This is a genomic window from uncultured Nocardioides sp. (assembly GCF_947489365.1).
In the GTDB taxonomy this organism is placed as follows: Bacteria; Actinomycetota; Actinomycetes; order Propionibacteriales; family Nocardioidaceae; genus Nocardioides.
The window spans coordinates 65,618-84,608 of the sequence record NZ_CANLDB010000007.1; the positions used below are offsets into that span (position 1 = coordinate 65,618).

Annotated in this window: 13 protein-coding genes; 3 read left to right on the forward strand and 10 right to left on the reverse strand. The window is 73.9% G+C overall.

Annotation, left to right across the window (positions count from 1 at the left end; all coding sequences use genetic code 11):
* Positions 1–5: 5 nt before the first annotated feature.
* From Q0858_RS17570 to Q0858_RS17580, 3 genes are read right to left on the reverse strand one after another with little or no spacing between them, the layout of a single operon-like run.
* On the reverse strand, positions 6–686 hold the full coding sequence (locus tag Q0858_RS17570) for a methyltransferase domain-containing protein (protein ID WP_299057191.1): 681 nt from the start codon (positions 684–686) through the stop codon (positions 6–8).
* Positions 683–1,399: a DUF2064 domain-containing protein gene (locus tag Q0858_RS17575; protein WP_299057194.1), complete on the reverse strand. Its 717-nt coding sequence runs from the start codon at positions 1,397–1,399 to the stop codon at positions 683–685. Before Q0858_RS17575 ends, Q0858_RS17570 begins: the two co-directional genes overlap by 4 nt.
* The gene (locus tag Q0858_RS17580; protein ID WP_299057198.1) at positions 1,396–2,085 is read right to left on the reverse strand and encodes a glycosyltransferase family 2 protein; all 690 of its coding nucleotides are present in this window, start codon (positions 2,083–2,085) and stop codon (positions 1,396–1,398) included. Before Q0858_RS17580 ends, Q0858_RS17575 begins: the two co-directional genes overlap by 4 nt.
* Positions 2,086–2,136: 51 nt before the next feature.
* Here Q0858_RS17580 and Q0858_RS17585 point away from each other — a divergent pair, with 51 nt between their 5' ends.
* Positions 2,137–3,546 (forward strand): hypothetical protein, encoded by a 1,410-nt coding sequence (locus Q0858_RS17585; RefSeq protein ID WP_299057201.1) that lies wholly within the window; start codon positions 2,137–2,139, stop codon positions 3,544–3,546.
* Between the two features lie 165 nt (positions 3,547–3,711).
* On the opposite strand, the gene Q0858_RS17590 is transcribed toward Q0858_RS17585, so the two are convergent.
* Genes Q0858_RS17590 through Q0858_RS17600 form a run of 3 tightly spaced genes read right to left on the reverse strand, consistent with a single transcriptional unit; the run spans position 3,712 to position 5,794 of the window.
* Positions 3,712–4,755, reverse strand: coding sequence for an NAD(P)-dependent oxidoreductase (locus Q0858_RS17590; RefSeq protein ID WP_299057203.1), 1,044 nt, complete (start codon positions 4,753–4,755; stop codon positions 3,712–3,714).
* Entirely contained in the window at positions 4,755–5,573 is an 819-nt protein-coding gene (locus Q0858_RS17595; protein ID WP_299057206.1) for an S-methyl-5'-thioadenosine phosphorylase, read from the reverse strand. The genes Q0858_RS17590 and Q0858_RS17595 overlap by 1 nt, the downstream gene beginning before the upstream one ends.
* A 26-nt stretch (positions 5,574–5,599) precedes the next feature.
* On the reverse strand, positions 5,600–5,794 hold the full coding sequence (locus Q0858_RS17600; protein ID WP_299057208.1) for a DUF3046 domain-containing protein: 195 nt from the start codon (positions 5,792–5,794) through the stop codon (positions 5,600–5,602).
* A gap of 62 nt (positions 5,795–5,856) precedes the next feature.
* On the opposite strand from Q0858_RS17600, the gene Q0858_RS17605 reads away from it, so the two are divergent.
* Both Q0858_RS17605 and Q0858_RS17610 read left to right on the forward strand, forming a co-directional pair.
* Positions 5,857–6,366, forward strand: coding sequence for a GNAT family N-acetyltransferase (locus tag Q0858_RS17605; protein ID WP_299057210.1), 510 nt, complete (start codon positions 5,857–5,859; stop codon positions 6,364–6,366).
* A 106-nt stretch (positions 6,367–6,472) separates the two neighbouring features.
* Positions 6,473–11,233, forward strand: a complete 4,761-nt coding sequence (locus tag Q0858_RS17610; RefSeq protein ID WP_299057212.1) for a DEAD/DEAH box helicase — start codon at positions 6,473–6,475, stop codon at positions 11,231–11,233.
* A 24-nt stretch (positions 11,234–11,257) separates the two neighbouring features.
* On the opposite strand, the gene Q0858_RS17615 is transcribed toward Q0858_RS17610, so the two are convergent.
* From Q0858_RS17615 to Q0858_RS17630, 4 genes are all read right to left on the reverse strand, one after another.
* Complete coding sequence (locus tag Q0858_RS17615) at positions 11,258–11,560, reverse strand: helix-turn-helix transcriptional regulator (RefSeq protein ID WP_299057214.1); 303 nt, start codon at positions 11,558–11,560, stop codon at positions 11,258–11,260.
* 320 nt (positions 11,561–11,880) lie between these two features.
* Positions 11,881–16,734, reverse strand: a complete 4,854-nt coding sequence (locus Q0858_RS17620; protein WP_299057217.1) for an ExeM/NucH family extracellular endonuclease — start codon at positions 16,732–16,734, stop codon at positions 11,881–11,883.
* 121 nt (positions 16,735–16,855) lie between these two features.
* The gene (gene pgsA, locus Q0858_RS17625) at positions 16,856–17,476 is read right to left on the reverse strand and encodes a CDP-diacylglycerol--glycerol-3-phosphate 3-phosphatidyltransferase (protein WP_299057220.1); all 621 of its coding nucleotides are present in this window, start codon (positions 17,474–17,476) and stop codon (positions 16,856–16,858) included.
* Positions 17,473–18,972, reverse strand: a complete 1,500-nt coding sequence (locus tag Q0858_RS17630) for a radical SAM protein (protein WP_299057222.1) — start codon at positions 18,970–18,972, stop codon at positions 17,473–17,475. The genes pgsA and Q0858_RS17630 overlap by 4 nt, the downstream gene beginning before the upstream one ends.
* Positions 18,973–18,991: the final 19 nt, after the last annotated feature.

Below are 18,991 nucleotides of genomic sequence, written 5' to 3' on the forward strand. Positions count from 1 at the left end.
TGTCCTCAGCTCGACGAGACGAGCACGGTGAACCACCGGTCGCCGTGCTGGTGGAACTCCTGGACGGACAGGCCCACCTCGGCGGCCACCTCGTCGACGGCGTCCGTGCCGACGACGGACCAGCGGAACGGACGGCTGCGCAGGCCGCCGGACTCCAGGCAGGCCCACATGGTCACGAAGCCCGCACCGGGCGGGGAGAGCTCGACGACGACCCGACCCCCGGGGTCGAGCAGCTCCTTGATCCGTCCGAGGAGCGCGATGGGGTCCCCGCCGATGCCGATGTTGCCGTCGGCGAGCAGCGCGGTCTGCCAGCGGCCCTCGCCGGGCAGGGTGTCGAAGACGTTGCGGACGATCGCGGACACGCCGCGGTCCCGGGTCTGCAGGACCGCCTCGTGGACGACGTCGATGCCCAGCACGGTGTGGCCGACCTCGGAGAGGTGCTCGGCCATCCGGCCGGGGCCGCAACCGATGTCGAGGGTCGGGCCCTCGCACAGCGCGAGCAGCGCGCGGTCGGCCTCGTCGGCCTCGCGCTTCCACTCGGAGACCGGCAGGTGCTCGGGGGCGTCGCCGATGCCGACGACGGTGCAGGCCTCACCGCGCAGGGCGGCGGCGAAGACGTTGGTGAAGGAGGCGTCGGAGGTGACGCCGGCGTCGGCCAGGACGTCGTCCGCGGGCTCGAGGCTCATCGGGTGGCACCCACGTCCGTCGAGCCGACCCGGGCGGCGAGGCCGGCCCAGGCCCGGGCGAACTCCCCGTCGGGGGCGAGGCCGACGACGGCCTCGGCGTCGGCGACGGTGTCGACGTCGCGCAGGACCGGCAGGTCGGCCACCTCGACGCCCGCGGCGACGAGCGCCGCACGCGTGTCGGCGTACGTCGTGGGTGTCGACATCGGCACCGGCGCCAGGCTGGCGGCCCGGGCGGGGTCGCGCAGCGCGAGCACCCACCAGCCGCCGTCCTCGGCGGGCCCGAGGGCTGCCTCCGCGGTGTCGAGGGTCGCGGCGGCGGCGCGCAGCGCGGCCCCCGTGACCTGGGGCGTGTCCATCCCGATCTGCACCGTCGTCCCTCCCGCGCCCGACGCGTCGATCGCGTGGGCGGTGTCCTCGTGGGCGGCGGCGATCCGCTCACCCAGCTGCTCGCCGCGCTGCGGCACCACGTGCCAGCCAGCGACGGCGGCGGTCAGCTCCTCACCGCGCACCGCCGCGGCCAGGTCCCCCTCGAGCGCGAGGTGGCAGTGCTCGGCGCCGAACGCGTCGGTCGCGGCGCGCAGGGTGTCCAGCAGCGAGGCGGCGGCCACCTCGGCGGCCTCCTCGAGGCCGATGTCGGCCCCCAGGCGCGTCTTCACGGCACCGGCCACCGGCGCCTTCGCCAGGACCAGGGCGTGGGCCTGCCACGTCGTCATGAGAGCACCTTCCAGAAATCCCGAGCCGTCCGCACCGTTCCGGTGACCGACCCGGAGACCTTGGAGCGGGTGCCCTCGGCGCGGGGGTGGTAGCCGACGTCGTGCTCGCTCACCCGCCAACCGTGCAGGGTCACCTTCTGCAACAGCTCGACAGGATAACCGAAGCGCCTGTCCTTCACGTCAAGGTCGAGCAACTCCTGCCGCCGGCACACCCGCATGGGGGCGATGTCGTGGGCGTCCATGCGGATGCGGCGGCGCAGCCAGGCGACGATCAGCTGGTTGCCGGCACGCGCGTGCCAGGGCCACACGCCCCGTCGTACGGGGCGGCGTCGGCCGACGGACATGTCCGCCCGGCCGGCGCGCACGTCGTCCAGCAGGACCAGCAGCTCGTCGGGGTCGAAGGACCCGTCGCCGTCCATGACGGCGAGGAACTCGCGGGTCGCCGCCTCGACGCCGGCGTGGACGGCGGCGCCGTACCCGGGCACGGTCTCGCGGACGACGAGGGCGCCGTGCTCGGCGGCCACCGCCGCGGTGTCGTCGGTGGAGTTGTTGTCGACGACGATGACGGAGAAGGCGCCCGGGATCCGGGGCAGGAGACCGCGCAGCGCCGGGCCCTCGTCCTTGCAGGGCAGGACGAGATCGCAGCAGGGCTGCTCGCCCGACGACTGCTTCTCGGTCGACGACATGAGGGACAACCTATGTCGGACGCGGTTGGAGCATCTCCTAGGCTCCCCGGCATGTCGACCACCCGGCGAGCCGACGAGACCTCGACCACGCCGGAGGCGGCCTCCGCCCGGGGCGCCGCCCTCGGTCTCGGTGTGACCCTGGTCATCATGGCAGCCTCCACCGCCGTCCCGCTGCTGACGGGGTGGCAGGTGTGGACGCACTCGACGATCGAGGGTCGCGAGTTCCCGCCGCTGCACTCCCGCTGGTCGCCCAACGTCGGCCCGGGGACCATCCCCGCCGTCGTCATTGCCCTGGCCGCCCTCGTCGGCGCGCGACGGGTCGCGGAGCGGTTGTCGTGGCGTCCGCTGCTGGCCGTCGCGTTCGTCGTCGGGCTGGCCTGGATGCTGTCCCTGGCGTACGTCGACGGCTCGTCCGGGATCTCGCGGGTGCTCGGCAACCCGTACGAGTACCTCATCACCGCCCGGGAGATCGACGACATCCCGGCGATGATCGACGGGTTCACCGAGCGGATCCCGTACGCCCACCCGCAGAACTGGGTGGTCCACATCGCCGGCCACCCGCCGGGGATGTTCCTGTACTTCGTGTGGCTCGACCGCCTCGGGCTGGGTGACGACTGGACGGCCGGGATCATCGTGACCGTCGCCGCCGCCACCACTCCCCTGGCCCTGATGGTGGCGATGAGGGCGCTCGGCGCCGAGGCGATGGTGCGCCGCGCCCTGCCCTTCCTCGTGCTCGGGCCGGCCGCCCTGTTCGCCGCGGTCTCCGCCGACGCGCTCATCGCGGTCACCGCCTCCTGGGGCCTGGCCCTGATGGCGATCGCGGGCACGCGCGCCTCCCGCGGCGCGATGGCCGCCTGGGCCGTCGCGGCGGGGCTGACGCTCGGCTGGACCGTGATGACGTCCTGGGGCATCGGCCTGATCGGCATCCTCGCGCTGACGATCCTGTGGCTGACCCGGTCGTGGTGGCTGTTCCCCGTGATCGCCGCCAGCGCGCTGGTCGTGGTCCTCGTCTTCTCGTTCTACGGCTTCCACTGGTGGGAGGCCTTCCCCGTCCTGCAGGAGCGCTACTGGGACGGTCTCGCCGCCGACCGCCCCGCGGCGTACTGGATGTGGGGCAACCTCGGCGCCCTCGCGTACGCCGCCGGACCCGCCGTCGGCGCCGGCCTCGGCCGGCTCGCCACGATGCGGCCCTCGCGGTTCGACGAGGTGGCCGCCGACACGGGCACGGACCGCCGCGCGGTCGCGGTGACCGTGGCCCTGTCGCTGGCGATGACCGCCGTCGTCCTCGCCGCCGACCTGTCACGCATGAGCAAGGCCGAGGTCGAGCGGATCTGGCTGCCGTTCGTGCCGTGGCTCCTGCTCGCCACCGCCCTGCTCCCCGCCCGCTGGCGCACGCCCCTGCTCGGGCTCGGCATGGTCGTGGCGCTCGTCGTCCAGCACCTCTTCTACACGTCCTGGTAGGTCGCGCGGCCCGCCGCGGTCGGTGAGTCACACGCGTCCCTCTGGGCGCGGTGGTCACTCTGGTCTCAGAAGCCTTCGGGGGGTTTCACCAGCCGACCCGTGAAACCCCGGCCGACGCCCCACGAGCCCCAAGAAACCCACACGCCCCACGCGCCCCAGCAGCGGTCAGCTGCGCAGCGGCGCCGTGGCGAAGGCGGCGAGGCCCTCGGTGGGGCCGACCTGGGCGGTGAAGCCGAGGTCGGCGGCAGCGCGGGCCGGGGAGGCGACGATGTGGCGGACGTCGCCGAGGCGGTACTGGCCGGTGACGACCGGCTCGATCCCGCTGCCGGTGCCGGCGGCGACGCGGCGGGCGACGTCGAGGATCGCCACGGGCTCCCCCGAGCACACGTTGTACGCCGCGTGGGACTGCGTCGGCGCCTCCCGCACGGCGTCGATCGACAGCACGTTCATGCGCGCCACGTCGTCGACGTGGACGAAGTCGCGCATCTGCCCACCGTCCTCGTAGACCGTGGGGGCCTCGCCGCGCTCCAGGGCGGACCGGAACATCGCCGCCACCCCCGAGTACGGCGTGTCGCGGGGCATGCCGGGGCCGTAGACGTTGTGGTAGCGCAGCGAGACCGCCGCGGCGCCCGCCTGCCGCACCCACGCGACCGCGTAGTGCTCCTGGGCGACCTTGGACGCGGCGTAGCTGCTGCGGGGGTCGAGGCGGGCGTCCTCGTCGACGGGCTCCCACCCGAGCGGCTCGCCGCAGACGGGACAGGGGTTCTCGAAGGCCCCGCCGTCGAGGGCGTCGGTGGTGCGGGTGCCGGGCAGCTGGTGGCCGTGCGTGGCGCAGGCGTAGCGCCCCTCGCCGTACACGACCATCGAGGACGCCTGCACGAGCCGGTCGACGCCGTGCTCGGTCATCGCCGCCATGAGGACGGCGGTGCCGAGGTCGTTGTGGCCGGCGTACTCGGGCATGTCCGCGACGGTGACCCCGGCGCCGACCATGGCCGCCTGGTGGCACACGACGTCGATGCCGTCGAGCAGCTCGCCCCAGGCGCCGGCGTCGCGGACGTCGAGCTGGTGGACGCCCTCGGGCGCGGTGGCCGAGCCGTGGGCCGCGGGCAGCATGAGGTCCACGCCGACGACCTCGTCGCCGCGGGCGGTCAGCTGGTCGGTGATCCTCGCGCCGATGAAACCGGCGGCGCCGGTGAGCAGGACGCGCATCAGCGGCCCGGGATCTCGTAGGTGACGTCGACGCCGTCGGTCCAAGCGGCGCACGAGCAGCCGTCCGGGTCGGGCAGGTCGCCGATGGTGGCGCCCAGCAGCTCCTTGAGCCGCTCGATGCGCGAGGCGAAGAGCGCGAACACCTCGTCCTGGGAGACGCCCGAGCCCTCCTCGACGCCGGCGTCCATGTCGGTGACCAGCGCGACCGCGGAGTAGCACATGGTCATCTCGCGGGCGAGGACCGCCTCGGGGTGGCCGGTCATGTTGACCAGCGTCCAGCCCTGCGCGGCGTAGTGCTGCGACTCGGCGCGGGTGGAGAAGCGGGGGCCCTCGATGACGACCATCGTGCCGCCGTGGGCGACGTCGTCGCCCTGCACGGCGGCGGAGAGCCGCGCGCAGTACGGGTCTGCGAAGGGCAGGTGCACCGCGCCGGTCTCGACGTACGACTGGGTGCGGGTGAAGGTGCGGTCGACGAGCTGGTCGGGGACGACGATGTCGCCCGGTGCCACCTCGGTGCGCAGACCGCCGACGGCGCAGGGCGCCAGCACCTGGCGGACGCCGAGGGAGCGCAGCGCCCAGAGGTTCGCGCGGTAGTTGATCGCGTGGGGCGGGTAGGCGTGGTGCTGCCCGTGGCGCGGGAGGAAGGCCGCCGACCGCCCGTTGACGGTGCCGATCGCGATCGACGACGACGGGTCGCCGTACGGCGTGGAGACGGTGTGCTCGACGGGGTCGTCCAGGAAGGAGTAGAAGCCGGTCCCGCCGATGACGGCGACGTCGGCGGTGGGCTGCACGCTGGGCTCGACGGAAGGGGTGCTCACGGGCGGAACTCTGCCAGCAGCGGCGCTCAGCGCTGGGACGCGGGCAGTCCGAGGACCTCCCACACGGCGGCCCACACCTGCTTCGGGGGCACGCCGTCGGCCAGCGCCTGGTGGGGCGTGCGGCCGTCGAGGGCGGCGATGACGGTCCGTCCGGCCCAGAAGTCGGCGTAGCCGTCGCCCAGGGCCTCCCGCAGGCGCGCGTCCAGCTCCGTGTGCCTCACGCCCGACATCTTCCCAGCCGGGGCCAGGGGCGCCCAGGGGCCGGTGTTGCGATGATGGCCGGATGCCCGGCTACGCCACCCGCTCCGCGACCGAGCGCGACCTCGCCGCGATCGCCTCGATCTACAACCACGCCGTGGAGCACAGCCACTCCACCTTCGACCTCGAACCACCGGACCTGGACTACTGGCGGGCACGCCTCGACGGTCAGCACCCCGGGGACCACCTGCTGGTCGCCGTGACCGAGGACGACGACGTGGTCGGCTACGCCTACTCCTGGTCGTTCCGCCCGCGGCCGGCGTACGACTACACCCGCGAGACCTCGATCTACCTCGACAACTCCGTGCGCGGCCAGGGGATCGGCCGGATGCTCTACCCGGCGCTGCTGCAGACCATGGCCGTCTCCGGGGTCCACACCGCCATCGCCGCCGTCGCGCTGCCGAACCCCTCCAGCGAGCGGCTGCACGTCGCCTGCGGCTTCGAGCACGTCGGCACCTTCCGCGGCGTCGGCTGGAAGTTCGGCGGCTGGATCGACATGGCCTTCTACCAGCGGATGCTCGTGACCCTCCCCTGACCTGCGTCGACCGGAGCCGGACCGGCACGACGGGCCGGCCTGGGTACCCCCTCGGGTGCGCGGACGTCCCGGCGCGGCTGTCGGTGGTGTCGGAGAGGATGGTCGGGTGAGCGACGAGCAGGCGGCGCTGGAGGCGTTCAGCCCCGCCACGCGGACGTGGTTCGCGGCGGCGTTCGCGGAGCCCACCCCGGCGCAGGCGGGGGCCTGGGCGGCGATCCGGAGCGGACGCCACGCCCTCGTCGTCGCCCCGACGGGGTCGGGCAAGACGCTGTCGGCGTTCCTGTGGTCGCTGGACCGCCTGCTGACCACCGCTCCTCCCGAGGAGGCGCAGCACCGCTGCCGGGTGCTGTACGTCTCCCCGCTGAAGGCGCTGGCCGTGGACGTCGAGCGCAACCTCCGCGCGCCCCTGGCGGGGATCGGCCACACCGCCGACCGCCTCGGCGAGACGCTCCGCGACGTCGCGGTGGGCCTCCGCTCCGGGGACACCTCGGCCGCCGACCGTCGCAGCCTCGCGAGCCGGCCGCCGGACATCCTCATCACGACGCCGGAGTCGCTGTTCCTCATGCTGACCTCGCAGGCGCGGGAGTCGCTGCGGGGCGTCGAGACCGTGGTCGTCGACGAGGTCCACGCGGTCGCCGGCACCAAGCGCGGCGCCCACCTCGCGCTCACCCTCGAGCGCCTCGACGGGCTGCTCGAGCGGCCCGCGCAGCGCATCGGGCTGTCGGCGACGGTGCGACCCCACGAGGAGGTCGCCCGCTTCCTCGGCGGGACGGCGCCCGTCGAGGTCGTCGCCCCGCCCACGACCAAGGAGTGGGACCTCACGGTTGTCGTCCCCGTGGCCGACATGGCCCAGCCCGCGCCGTACGACGACTCGCGGCTCGCCGCGCCGCCGTCCCCGCCGCCGGCCGAGCCACCCGCGGAGGACGCGGCGCCGGCGCCCGAGGAGGACTCCGACCCGTTCGCCGACCTCTTCGGCGGCTCCGGGCCGGGCCCGGGGAGGAACGCGCCGGGCACGCCCGCCGACCCCGAGCGCTCGGGGTCGCTGTGGCCCCACGTCGAGCGCAGCGTCCACGACCTCGTCGTGGCGCACTCCTCGACGATCGTGTTCGCCAACTCCCGGCGCCTCGCGGAGCGGCTGACCGCGAAGCTCAACGAGATCGCCGCCACCGACGCGGGCCTCGCGGCCGACGACGCGGCCGACCCGGACCTCCCCGCCGCGCAGAACCCGGGGCAGTCCGGGACCGCCCCCGGCGCGGCCCCGCTGGTGGCCAAGGCGCACCACGGGTCGGTGTCGAAGGAGCAGCGCGCCGTCATCGAGGACGAGCTGAAGCGCGGCGTCCTGCCCTGCGTGGTCGCCACCTCCAGCCTGGAGCTGGGCATCGACATGGGCGCCGTCGACCTCGTCGTCCAGGTGGAGTCGCCGCCGTCGGTGGCCAGTGCCCTGCAGCGCGTCGGCCGCGCGGGCCACCAGGTCGGCGAGGTCTCGCGCGGCGTCCTGTACCCCAAGCACCGCGGCGACCTCGCCCAGACCGCCGTCGCCGTCCAGCGGATGCGGTCAGGCGCGATCGAGTCCATGCGGGTGCCCGCCAATCCGCTCGACGTGCTGGCCCAGCAGGTCGTCGCCATGACCGCGCTGGACGCCTGGGACGTCGAGGAGCTCTACGCGCTGGTACGCCGCAGCGCCCCGTTCTCCCAGCTGCCCCGCGGCGCCTTCGAGGCCACCCTCGACCTGCTCAGCGGGCGCTACCCGTCCGAGGAGTTCTCCGAGCTGCGCCCCCGCATCGTGTGGGACCGCGTCGCCGGCACCCTGACGGGCCGCCCCGGCGGGCAGCGGCTCGCGGTCACCAGCGGTGGCACCATCCCCGACCGCGGCATGTTCGGCGTGTTCCTCGCCGGCGGCGAGGGTCCCGGCCGCCGGGTCGGCGAGCTCGACGAGGAGATGGTCTACGAGTCCCGCGTCGGTGACGTCTTCGCCCTCGGGGCCACCAGCTGGCGCATCGAGGACATCTCCCACGACCGCGTGCTGGTCACCCCGGCGCCGGGTGTGCCGGGCCGGTTGCCGTTCTGGCGCGGCGACTCCCTGGGCCGTCCCTCCGAGCTCGGGGAGGCGATCGGCGCCTACACCCGCGAGCTCGCCGGCATGGCGCCCGACACGGCCCGCGCACGCGCCCGGGAGAACGACCTCGACGAGTGGGCCGCCGACAACCTGGTGACCTACCTGAACGAGCAGACCGCCGCGATCCCGACGCTGCCCAGCGACCGGTCGCTCGTCGTCGAGCGGTTCCGCGACGAGCTGGGCGACTGGCGCCTGGTCCTCCACTCGCCGTACGGCACCCCCGTGCACGCCCCCTGGGCGCTCGCGATCAACGCCCGCATGCGCGAGCGGTACGGCGTCGACGGACAGGCGGTCGCCTCGGACGACGGCATCGTCATCCGGGTCCCCGACACCGACGCCGAGCCGCCCGGCGGCGACCTCGTCGTCTTCGAGCCCGACGAGATCGAGGACATCGTCACCACCGAGGTCGGCTCGTCGTCGCTGTTCGCGTCACGCTTCCGCGAGTGCGCCGCCCGGGCCCTGCTGCTCCCCCGCCGCGACCCCGGACGCCGCTCCCCGCTGTGGCAGCAGCGCCAGCGCGCCGCCCAGCTGCTCGAGGTCGCCGTCCGCTACCCGTCGTTCCCGATCGTGCTCGAGGCGGTCCGCGAGTGCCTCCAGGACGTGTACGACCTGCCCGGCCTCGTCGGGCTGATGCGCCGCGTGGACCGGCGCGAGGTGTCGGTCTCGGACGCGGAGACGTCGTCACCGTCGCCCTTCGCGCGGACGCTGCTGTTCGGCTACGTCGCGCAGTTCGTCTACGAGGGCGACTCGCCCCTCGCCGAGCGGCGCGCCGCGGCGCTGTCCCTCGACCCCGGGCTCCTCGCCGAGCTGCTCGGCCGGGCCGAGCTCCGGGAGCTGCTGGACCCCGACGTCCTCGCCGAGGTCGAGGCCGAGCTGCAGCGGCTGGCCGAGGACCGGCGCTGCCGCGACGCCGAGGCGGTCGTCGACATGCTGCGGCTGCTGGGCCCGCTGACGCTCGAGGAGGTCGCCGCGCGCAGCGTCGAGGAGGCCGGCACCGACGAGGTCGCGGCGTGGCTGGCCGACCTGGCGAAGGCGCGACGTGTGGTCGAGGTGCGTGTCGCCGGCGAGGCCCGCTGGTGCGTCGTAGAGGACGTCGCCCGCCTGCGCGACGGCCTCGGCGTCCCGGTCCCGCCCGGCACGCCGTCCGCGTTCACCGACCCCGTCGAGGACCCCATCGGCGACCTGGTCTCCCGCTACGCCCGCAGCCACGGCCCGTTCACCGCCGACGAGGTCGCGGTCCGGCTCGGCCTCGGCACCGCCGTCGTACGCCAGGCCCTCACGCGCCTCGCCGCCTCCGGGCGCGTCGTCGACGGCGAGTTCCGCCCCGCCGGGGCCGGCACCGAGTGGTGCGACGCCGAGGTGCTGCGCAAGCTGCGGCGCCGCTCCCTGGCCCGGCTCCGCAAGGAGGTCGAACCCGTCGACCCCCAGGCGCTGGCCCGCTTCACCGCCGCCTGGCAGCACGTCGTCGTCCCCGCCACGGGGCGCCGCCGCGGCGGCCGCGCGGGCCTGCGGGGCACGGACGGCGTCCTGACCGCCGTCGAGCAGCTCGCCGGCACCCCCGTCCCGGCCTCCGCGCTGGAGTCGCTGGTCCTGCCGGCCCGGGTCTCGGACTACTCCCCCGCGATGCTCGACGAGCTCACCGCCTCGGGCGAGGTCGTGTGGTCCGGGCACGGCTCGCTGGCCGGGTCCGACGGGTGGGTCTCGCTGCACCCCGCCGACATCGCCCCTCTGACGCTGCCCGACCACGAGGCGGCCGCGGCCCTGGAGGGCAGCGAGCTCGCCGAGCAGGTGCTCGAGGCGCTCGAGCCCGGCGGCGCCTGGTTCTTCCGCCAGCTCGCCGACGCGATCGGCAGCACGGACGACACCGCCCTCGCCGCCGCGCTCTGGGACCTGGTGTGGGCCGGGCGGGTCAGCAACGACACGCTCGCCCCGCTGCGCGCCCTCGTGGGCGGCGGGCGGACCTCCCACCGCAGCCGACGGGCGCCCGCCCGGACCCGCGCGCGCCGGCCCGGCCGTCCCGGTCGCGGCGGACCCGGGGCGGTGGCGCGCTCCGGCCCCCCGGAGACCGTCGGCCGGTGGGCCGCCCTCCCCGCGCTCGACGACGACCCGACCCGCCGCGCCCACGCCGCGGCGGAGAACCTCCTCGAGCGGTACGGCGTCGTCGTCCGCGGGTCGGTCGTCAACGAGCGGGTGCCCGGTGGGTTCTCCGGGGTCTACAAGATCCTCTCCGCGTTCGAGGAGTCCGGCCGCTGCCGCCGCGGCTACTTCGTCGAGGGCCTCGGGGCCGCCCAGTTCGGCACCGCAGGGTCCGTGGACCGGCTGCGGACCTTCGCCGAGCTCGCCCCCGACGCCGAGCCCGTCGCCGTGGCCCTCGCCGCGACCGACCCGGCCAGCCCGTACGGCGCGGCCCTGGCGTGGCCGGACCGGGAGACCGGCGAGGACGGCGCGACCGGCACGGGACACCGCCCGGGCCGCAAGGCCGGCGCGATGGTGGTGACCGTCGACGGCGCCCTCGTGCTGTACGTCGAGCGCGGCGGCCGAACCCTGCTGACGTGGAGCGACGACCCGCAGGTCCTGAACCCGGCGGCCGCGGCGCTCGCCGACGCCGTCGCCGCGGGCTCGCTGGGCCGGCTCACGGTCGAGAAGGCCGACGGCGCCCAGCTGCTGGGGGCCGGCACCACCCCGTTGCGGGAGGCGTTGGACGCGGCGGGGTTCGTGTCGACCCCGCGAGGCCTGCGACTGCGGTCCTGAGCGCGGCCCTCTGCGAGCGGTCGCTCAGGCGGCGCTGGCGCTGGGGACGCGCCGCGGAGCGGGGATGACGATCGGCGTGGGCACGCGTGCGGCCTCCTCGACGGCGGTCAGCTCGCTGACCTCCCGCAGGACGTCGGACAGCGCCACGTCGAGCGCCGCGCACAGCGACGCCAGCAGCTCGGAGGACGCCTCCTTGCGGCCGCGCTCGACCTCGGAGATGTAGCCCAGGCTCACCCTCGCGTCGGCCGAGACCTGGCGCAACGTGAGGCCGCGCTCGGTGCGCAGGCGACGGAGGACCTGACCCAGCAGGCTGCGGAACACCACCACGGGGTCCTCCTCTCCACGTCGCCGACTTCCCGAGTGTTCTCGCAACGCTACTAGAGGCCCGGTTCTTCCCGACGCCGCCCGGTCACCCGGGCCCGGTCGCGGCACCGGTGGTGGCGGCTGGATGAGCTGCCGTTTCGTCACAAACGGCAGTTCCCGGCCGGTTCTGCCTTCCGTTTGTGACAAAACGGCAGCGCAGCTGCCCGTGCTCGGGAGGCCGGGCGGCGAGGCCGGGCGGTCCTCCGGACGCGGCAGGAGCCGCCCCCCGAGGGGGACGGCTCCTGTCGTGCAGCGGGTGGGGCGCCTGGATCAGCGCACCCCGGTCAGCGGGCCGCGACCACCCGGAAGGTGAGCGACTGCGGGCCGGCGTCGTTGACCACGGCGTCGTCAGCGCTGTCGAAGGTCACCTCGACCGTCTTCGCGCCCGGCCCGAACGTGCGGGTGAGCTTGAAGCGGCCGTTGGCGTCGACCTCACCGGAACCGAGGACGCGACCGTCGCGGGTCACGGTGACCGTGCCGGTCACGGGCAGTGCCGTGCCGTCGCGCTCGGCCTGGACCCGGGTGACGATGTTCGTCGGCTGACCGGCGACCGCCGGACGGGGGTTGGCCACGACCTTGAGGGTCGGGTCCACCGGCTCGTCGATCGGCGGCTCCTCGCCCGCGGCGACCGGGACGGTCACCGTCGTGCCACTGGGGCCGGCGACGAAGTCGACCACCGAGCCCTCGGGGGCGTCGGCGGGGACGTCGACGCTGACCTGCGAGGTGCCACCGGACACGGTCCCGACCTGACCCAGGTCGGTCTCGGTGCCGTCCGGGGCGACCAGCGTGGCGGTCACCGTCGTGTTCGCCGGCGAGCCGGCGGACTTCATGTCGAGACGGCTCAGGGTGAACGTCTCGGTCGTGCCCGGGGTCAGCTCGGCCGGCAGCCCGGTCTCGTCCACCTGCTGGCGGGCGAAGTCGGGAGCGATCGGCTCGCTGCCGTCGCCCTGCGAGACGTCCTGCAGGTAGCCGATCCACACGTCACGGTCGATCAGACCCGTGTCGCGGGCGTCGCCCTCGGTGAAGGCGGTGAAGTTGTCACCGCCGGCGGCGAGGAACGAGAAGGTCGAGACCGTGTAGGTCTCGGCCGGGTCCACCGCCTCGCCGTCGATCCGGACGGACGTGATGCGCTCACCCTCGGGGGCGGTGCGGTCCATCGTGACCTGGACGTTGTCCGACAGCCCCAGGTGCAGGTAGGGACGGTCCGCCCCGGCCGGCTGGAACTGCTGCTCCATGACCGCGAGCAGCTGCTCGCCCGTGAGGTCCACCAGCGACACGTTGTTGGTGAACGGCAGGACCGAGTTGGCCTCCGCGTACGTCACCACGCCGTCGGTGTTCTCCGGGTTGTTCGCCGTGTTGCCGGCGAACGTGAGGTCGGCCCGCAGGCCGCCCGGGTTGACGATGCCGAGGTCCGGCGTGCCGGCGCTCTCGGGCAGCCCGTCGCGCAGGGCGTTGCCGACGAGGTCGCCGACGGTGGACTCCTCGCCCCGGTCCTCGCCCCCGCTGGAGGTCCGGGCCCGGGTGATGTCGGCCGTGATCCGACCGACGGGGACGTTGCCGACGACGGCGGCGTCCGAGATCGCCTGGTCGACGATCTGCTGGACCTCGCGGACCACCGGGTAGCGGTTCACCAGGTCGGCGCGGGGGGTGGTGATGCGGTCACGGACCCCGATGGCCTGGGTGGTGACCTCGCCCGACTCGCGGTCGAAGGTCAGGGTCACCCGGCCGACGTGCTCGCCGTACTGGCCGGCCTGCACGATGGCGCGACCACGCGGGGCGCCGTTGGGCTGACGCAGCGCGTAGACCTGGTGGGTGTGACCGTTGAAGATCGCGTCGATCTCGTCGCTCACCCCGGCCAGCTGCTGGAACTCGCTGTCGGGAGACGTGGCGGCGACCGCCTCGTCGTACGTGGCGGTCTCGGCGAAGCCCTGGCCACCGGCGTGGGCCAGCAGCACCAGGACGTCGGCCTCGCCGTTGGAGTCGTCGCCGTCGGAGAGCTGGGCGGCGACCCGGTCGGCCGCCTCGGCGGCGTCACCGAACTCGAGGCCCTCGATGCCGGCCGGGCTGACCAGCGACGGGGTCTCCTGCGTCACGACGCCGATGGCGCCGATGGTGACGCCGTCGATCTCGTACGTCGCATACTCCGGAAGCGCCGGGGTGGTGGTGCCCTCCTCGTAGACGTTCGCCCCGAGGTAGGGGTAGTCGACGAGCTTGTCACCCTCGACGCCCACCCGGCCGACCAGGTCGTCGTACCCGGCGTCGAACTCGTGGTTGCCCACCGAGGAACCCGCCAGGCCGAGCGCGTTGAACACGTCGAAGGTCGGCTCGTCGTCGTTGATCGCCGAGTTGAACTCCGAGGCGCCGTACAGGTCGCCGTTGCCGAGCAGGAGCGTGTGGTCACGACCGCCGGGCAGGTTCGTGCGCATCTGCTCGATCGTGCCGGCGAACTGCGCCGTGCCGGTCTGGCTGCCGTCCGTGGCGGTCGAGTTGTTGATGCGACCGTGGAAGTCGTTGACGCTCAGGATGTTCAGGTCGACCGTCGGGTCGTCCTCGAGCGGCTGGATCCCCACGACCATCGGGTCGTGGTCGGAGGCCCGGAACACGTTGTCCTCGTAGAACAGCGTCCGGTTGTAGTTGTACCGGCTGTACTCGAAGGCGATGGACTCACCGGAGTTGATCGACCAGTAGTCGGCGCCGGTGACGAGCGCGCGGGCGGCGTCGTTGGCGACGAAGTGGTCCAGCGAGCCGGACAGCCCGGAGAACGAGTACGAGTAGTCGTTCGGCTGGTCCGAGTTGATCTTGCTGTAGCCCTCGTCGTAGAGGACCTGCATCGGGTCCTCCTGCGTGTAGGAGTTGAAGTCACCCGTGAGGAAGACGGCCTCCACGCCCCGGTCGGCCGTGAACTCGTCCACGAAGGCCGCGAGGGCCGTCGCCTGCCGGGTGCGGTCGCCGTTGTAGCCGCCCTGCCCGGTGTCGGTGTTGTCGCCGCTGGCACCCGAGGTGCTCTTCGACTTGAAGTGGTTCACGACGACGGCGAAGTCGCCGGCGGGACCGCTGCCCACGGGGCGGAACACCTGGGCCATGGGCTCCCGGGCGTTCGCGAAGACGGGCTCGTCGCCGATGGAGGCCGACGCACCGACCGTGCGGACCGCGGCCCGCTTGTAGATGATCGCGTTGCGGATCACGTCCTGGTCGGCGACCGACGGCAGCTGCGAGGCGTCCGGGCTGGGCACGAACGCCCAGGTGCCGGCGCCGGCCGAGGCGTTGAGGGCGTCGACGAGCTCGCCGACCGCGAAGTCGCGGTCCTTGCCGAACTTGGCCGAGTTCTCGATCTCCTCGAGGGCGACGACCTCGGCGTTGGTGCCGAGGATGCCCTTGACGATCTTGACCTCCTGGCGGGCCAGGTTGGCCTCGTTCCAGGCGCCGCGCGGGCCGGCCGGCGTGCAGCTGTCGACCGTGATCGGGTTGCCCTGGCGGTCGGTGAACGCGTCGCAGTCGGCCGGGCCCTCGTCGATCCACTCCACGCCCGTGGTCGGGAAGTAGTTGAGGACGTTGAAGGTGGCCAGCTGCACCGCACCGCCGACGTTGCGGGGGGCGGCGTTGGCGCTGCGCGTGTTGGTGAAGGTCGCCGGCGCGGTGTCGTTGCCGGTGATCCGGCTGCGCGGCTGGAACTTCCACACGTTGTTGCGGTAGTCCATGACGACCGGCTGCGTGATCGTCGCCCGCGAGCCGACCCGGATCGGGTTGGCCTTGGTCAGGTAGGGCAGCGGGACGCTCTTCTGCGTGCTCGTGTAGTTCACGCTCGCGCCGTCGTCGAGATTGATCCGACGGTTGGCGTTGGACGCGTTCGCCGCGGCGATGGCCGCGGTCTCCTGCGCGTCGATCGTCTCGGTCGGCTGCACCAGCGGCGTGGTGCCGGTGGCGAGGCCGACTTCGCCGAACGAGTTGATGTTGAAGGTGTCGGTCACCGTGAAGGCCACGGAGGACGCCGGCAGGACCAGCATGCTCTCGATCGTCTCGCGCGCCGCGTTGCTGCCCGGGTACGTCGAGAAGGTGGTCGGCGTGACGGCCGGGAGGGCGGTGTCGAGCGCGGTGACGGAGCCGTCGGCGCCCGGGGTGATCTGGGTCAGCCCGCCGAACTCACCGGCGGTGCCGGTGACCTCGACCGAGTCGCCCACGGCGGGGTAGCTGGAGAACCCGGAGCTGCCGCCGTACACGAAGATCGCGTCGGAGGCGGTCCGGGAGGCGAGCGCCCCACCGGTGCCGCCGGTCTGGATGACGAAGCCGTTGAAGCCGCCCGTCGGGTACGCCGCGGTGACGACGCCCTCGGTGGTGACGGTCTGCCCGGCGTACTCGGTCGAGGAGCCGGTGCCCTGGATCTCGGCGATCGTCAGCTCCTCCGGCGGGAGCGGCGGGGCGGTGGTGTCCCCCGCGGCGGCGTCGGGCGCCGGGGCGGCGGAGGTGAAGTCGGGCGCGTTGTCGTCGGAGTCGACACCCTCGGTCGCACGGACGGCGGCCAGGGCGTTGCCGAGGGCCTCGCCGGTGGCGTTCTTCTCGTAGCTCGTGGTGGCGGTGTTGCTCGCGCCGTAGCCCACCATGTCGACGACCCCGGAGGTCGCCGACAGGTCACCGGTGGCGGTGACCGCGCTCGTGCTGCTCGCGAGGATCACCTGACCGCCGCTCGAGCCCATCGGCAGCGCGTTGCCACCGTCCTGGTCGGGCGACAGGGCCGTGCCCGTCGCGCCCGGGTTGCTGACCTTGACCAGGAAGCTGTCGTTCGCCGGGACCTGCTGGGCCGCGTCGAGCGGCAGCACCGAGGGCGTCTGGGTCGACGGGTTGAAGGCCGCCGGGCGGTACTGGAGGCTCATGCCGGCCAGGCGGATCGGCTCGTCCGTGGGGTTGAACAGCTCGACGTAGTCGGCGTTCAGCGGTGCGCCGCTGTTGCCTCCCCCGCCGTACACCTCGTTGATGACCAGGCCGGAGCCGTCGGGCTCCGCCGCGGCCGGGGCGACGGTGGTCACCGCGAGGCCGGAGGTGGCGACGGCGAGGCCGGCGAGGCCCGCCAGGAGGCGCCGGGTTCGGCGCCGTGGGCTGGTGGTCGCGCCGGGGGGCGCGGCGGAGGGGGGTGCGAGGGTCACTCGGGAGGCCTTTCGGGCACGGGTACGTCGTCGACGGGGAAGTCGTCTCGGACAGTAATCGCGTCCACCGACACCGTGGCCGTCCAGCAGGTAACGGTCAGGTGTCGATTGGTCTAGACCACTACTGCACGCGCTTCGAGCTGGTGCGCGCGGTGTCCTGACGGGCCCGCCAGACGTCGCGGAAGAACTCGTAGCCGGACCAGAGCGTCATCACCACGGCGGCGGCCAGGACGGCCTGGGTGACGTAGAAGAGGATCTCGCCGGGCAGGTCGAGCGACCCGTCGACCTGGCGCAGCGGCAGGCTCAGGCCGCCGAGCGCCAGGGCCTGCAGGGTGGTCTTCACCTTGCCGCTCTGCGCGGCCGGCAGCACGACCCGGCGCAGCAGGGACAGGCGCAGCAGGGTCACCGACCACTCGCGCAGCAGCACGAGGATCGTCACGGCCCACCAGACGTCCCCGACGATGCTGAGGCCGATGAAGGCCATCCCGGTCAGCGCCTTGTCGGCGATCGGGTCGGCGATCTTGCCGAAGTCGGTGACCTGGCCGCGGGCGCGTGCCAGGTCGCCGTCGATCTTGTCGGTGATCATCGCGGCGGCGAAGAGCACGAAGGCCACGGTGCGCCAGGTCACGGACTCGCCGCCGTCGACGAGCAGGGCGGCGCCGAAGAACGGCACCATCGCGATCCGCAGCGCCGTCAGGGCGTTGGGGAGGTTGAAGTTGCTGACCTTCGCCTGTTGGGTCACGGGCCCACCGGCTCGGCGACCAGGTCCGCGCCCGCGGAGTCGACGACGACGGCGTCCACGAGGTCACCGACGGCGTGGCCGGTGCCGGTCAGCAGCACGGTGCCGTCGACGTCCGGGCCCTGGTGCTCGGCCCGGCCCTCGGCGCCGTCCTCGCCGAGCGACTCGACCAGCACGCTCACCGACTCACCGATGCGCTCCTCGGCGCGCTGCGCCGTGAGCTGCTCCACCAGGGCGGTGACGTGGTCGACGCGGGCGGCGACCTCGTCGGCGTCGTGCTTGCCGTCGAGGCCGGCGGCCTCCGTGCCGTCCTCGTCGGAGTAGCCGAAGACACCGGTGACGTCGAGGCGGGCGGCGACCAGGAAGTCGCACAGCGTCTCGAGGTCGTCCTCGGTCTCGCCGGGGAAGCCGACGATGACGTTGGAGCGGACGCCGGCCAACGGCGCGGCGGCCCGCACCTGATCGAGCAGGCCCAGGAACGCCTCGGAGTCACCGAAGCGGCGCATGCGCCGCAGCACCGGCCCGGAGGCGTGCTGGAAGGACAGGTCGTAGTACGGCACGACCCCCGGGGTGCCCGCGAGCGCCGCGACCAGTCCCGGGCGGGTCTCGGCGGGCTGCAGGTACGACACCCGCACCCGGTCGACGCCGTCGACGGCCGCGAGCTCGGGCAGCAGGGTCTCGAGCAGCCGCAGGTCGCCCAGGTCCTTGCCGTACGACGTGGTGTTCTCGCTGACGAGGAACAGCTCACGCACGCCCTCGCCGGCCAGCCAGCGGGCCTCGGTGAGGACGTCGGCGGGGCGACGCGACACGAAGGAGCCACGGAAGGCCGGGATCGCGCAGAAGGTGCAGCGCCGGTCGCAGCCGGACGCCAGCTTGAGCGGCGCGGTCGGGCCGGACTCGAGGCGTCGGCGCACCGTCCGCGGGCCGCTCGCCGGGGCGAGGCCCTCGGGGAGGTCGGGGGCGTCGAGGACGTCCGCGCCGGTGGCCGCACCCTGGTGACCGGGGACGCTCACGGTGGAGGCGTCGCGGTCGACCGGGGAGATCGGCAGCAGCCTGCGCCGGTCGCCCGGGGTGTGGGCGACGTGCTGCTCACCGGCCAGGATCGAGCGGAGGCGGGCGGCGATGTCGGGGTAGTCGTCGAACGAGAGCACCGCGTCGGCCTCGGGCAGCTCGCCGGCGAGCTGCTCGCCGTACCGCTCGGCGAGGCAGCCGACCGCGACGACGGCGCGGGTGACGCCGTCCTCCTTCAGGTCGGCGGCGGCCAGCAGGGTGTCGACGCTGTCCTTCTTGGCCGACTCCACGAAGCCGCAGGTGTTCACCACGACGGTGCCGGCCTCGGCCGGGTCGGTGACGAGCCGGAACCCGTCGGCCTCGAGCCGTCCGGCGAGCTCCTCGGAGTCCACCTCGTTGCGGGCGCAGCCCAGGGTGAGCACGGCGACGTCGAGGAGGCCCGGGGCCCCGGTCGACGTCTGGGTCGGCTGGCTGGTGGTGGTCGTCATGGCGATCACCCAGTATGAC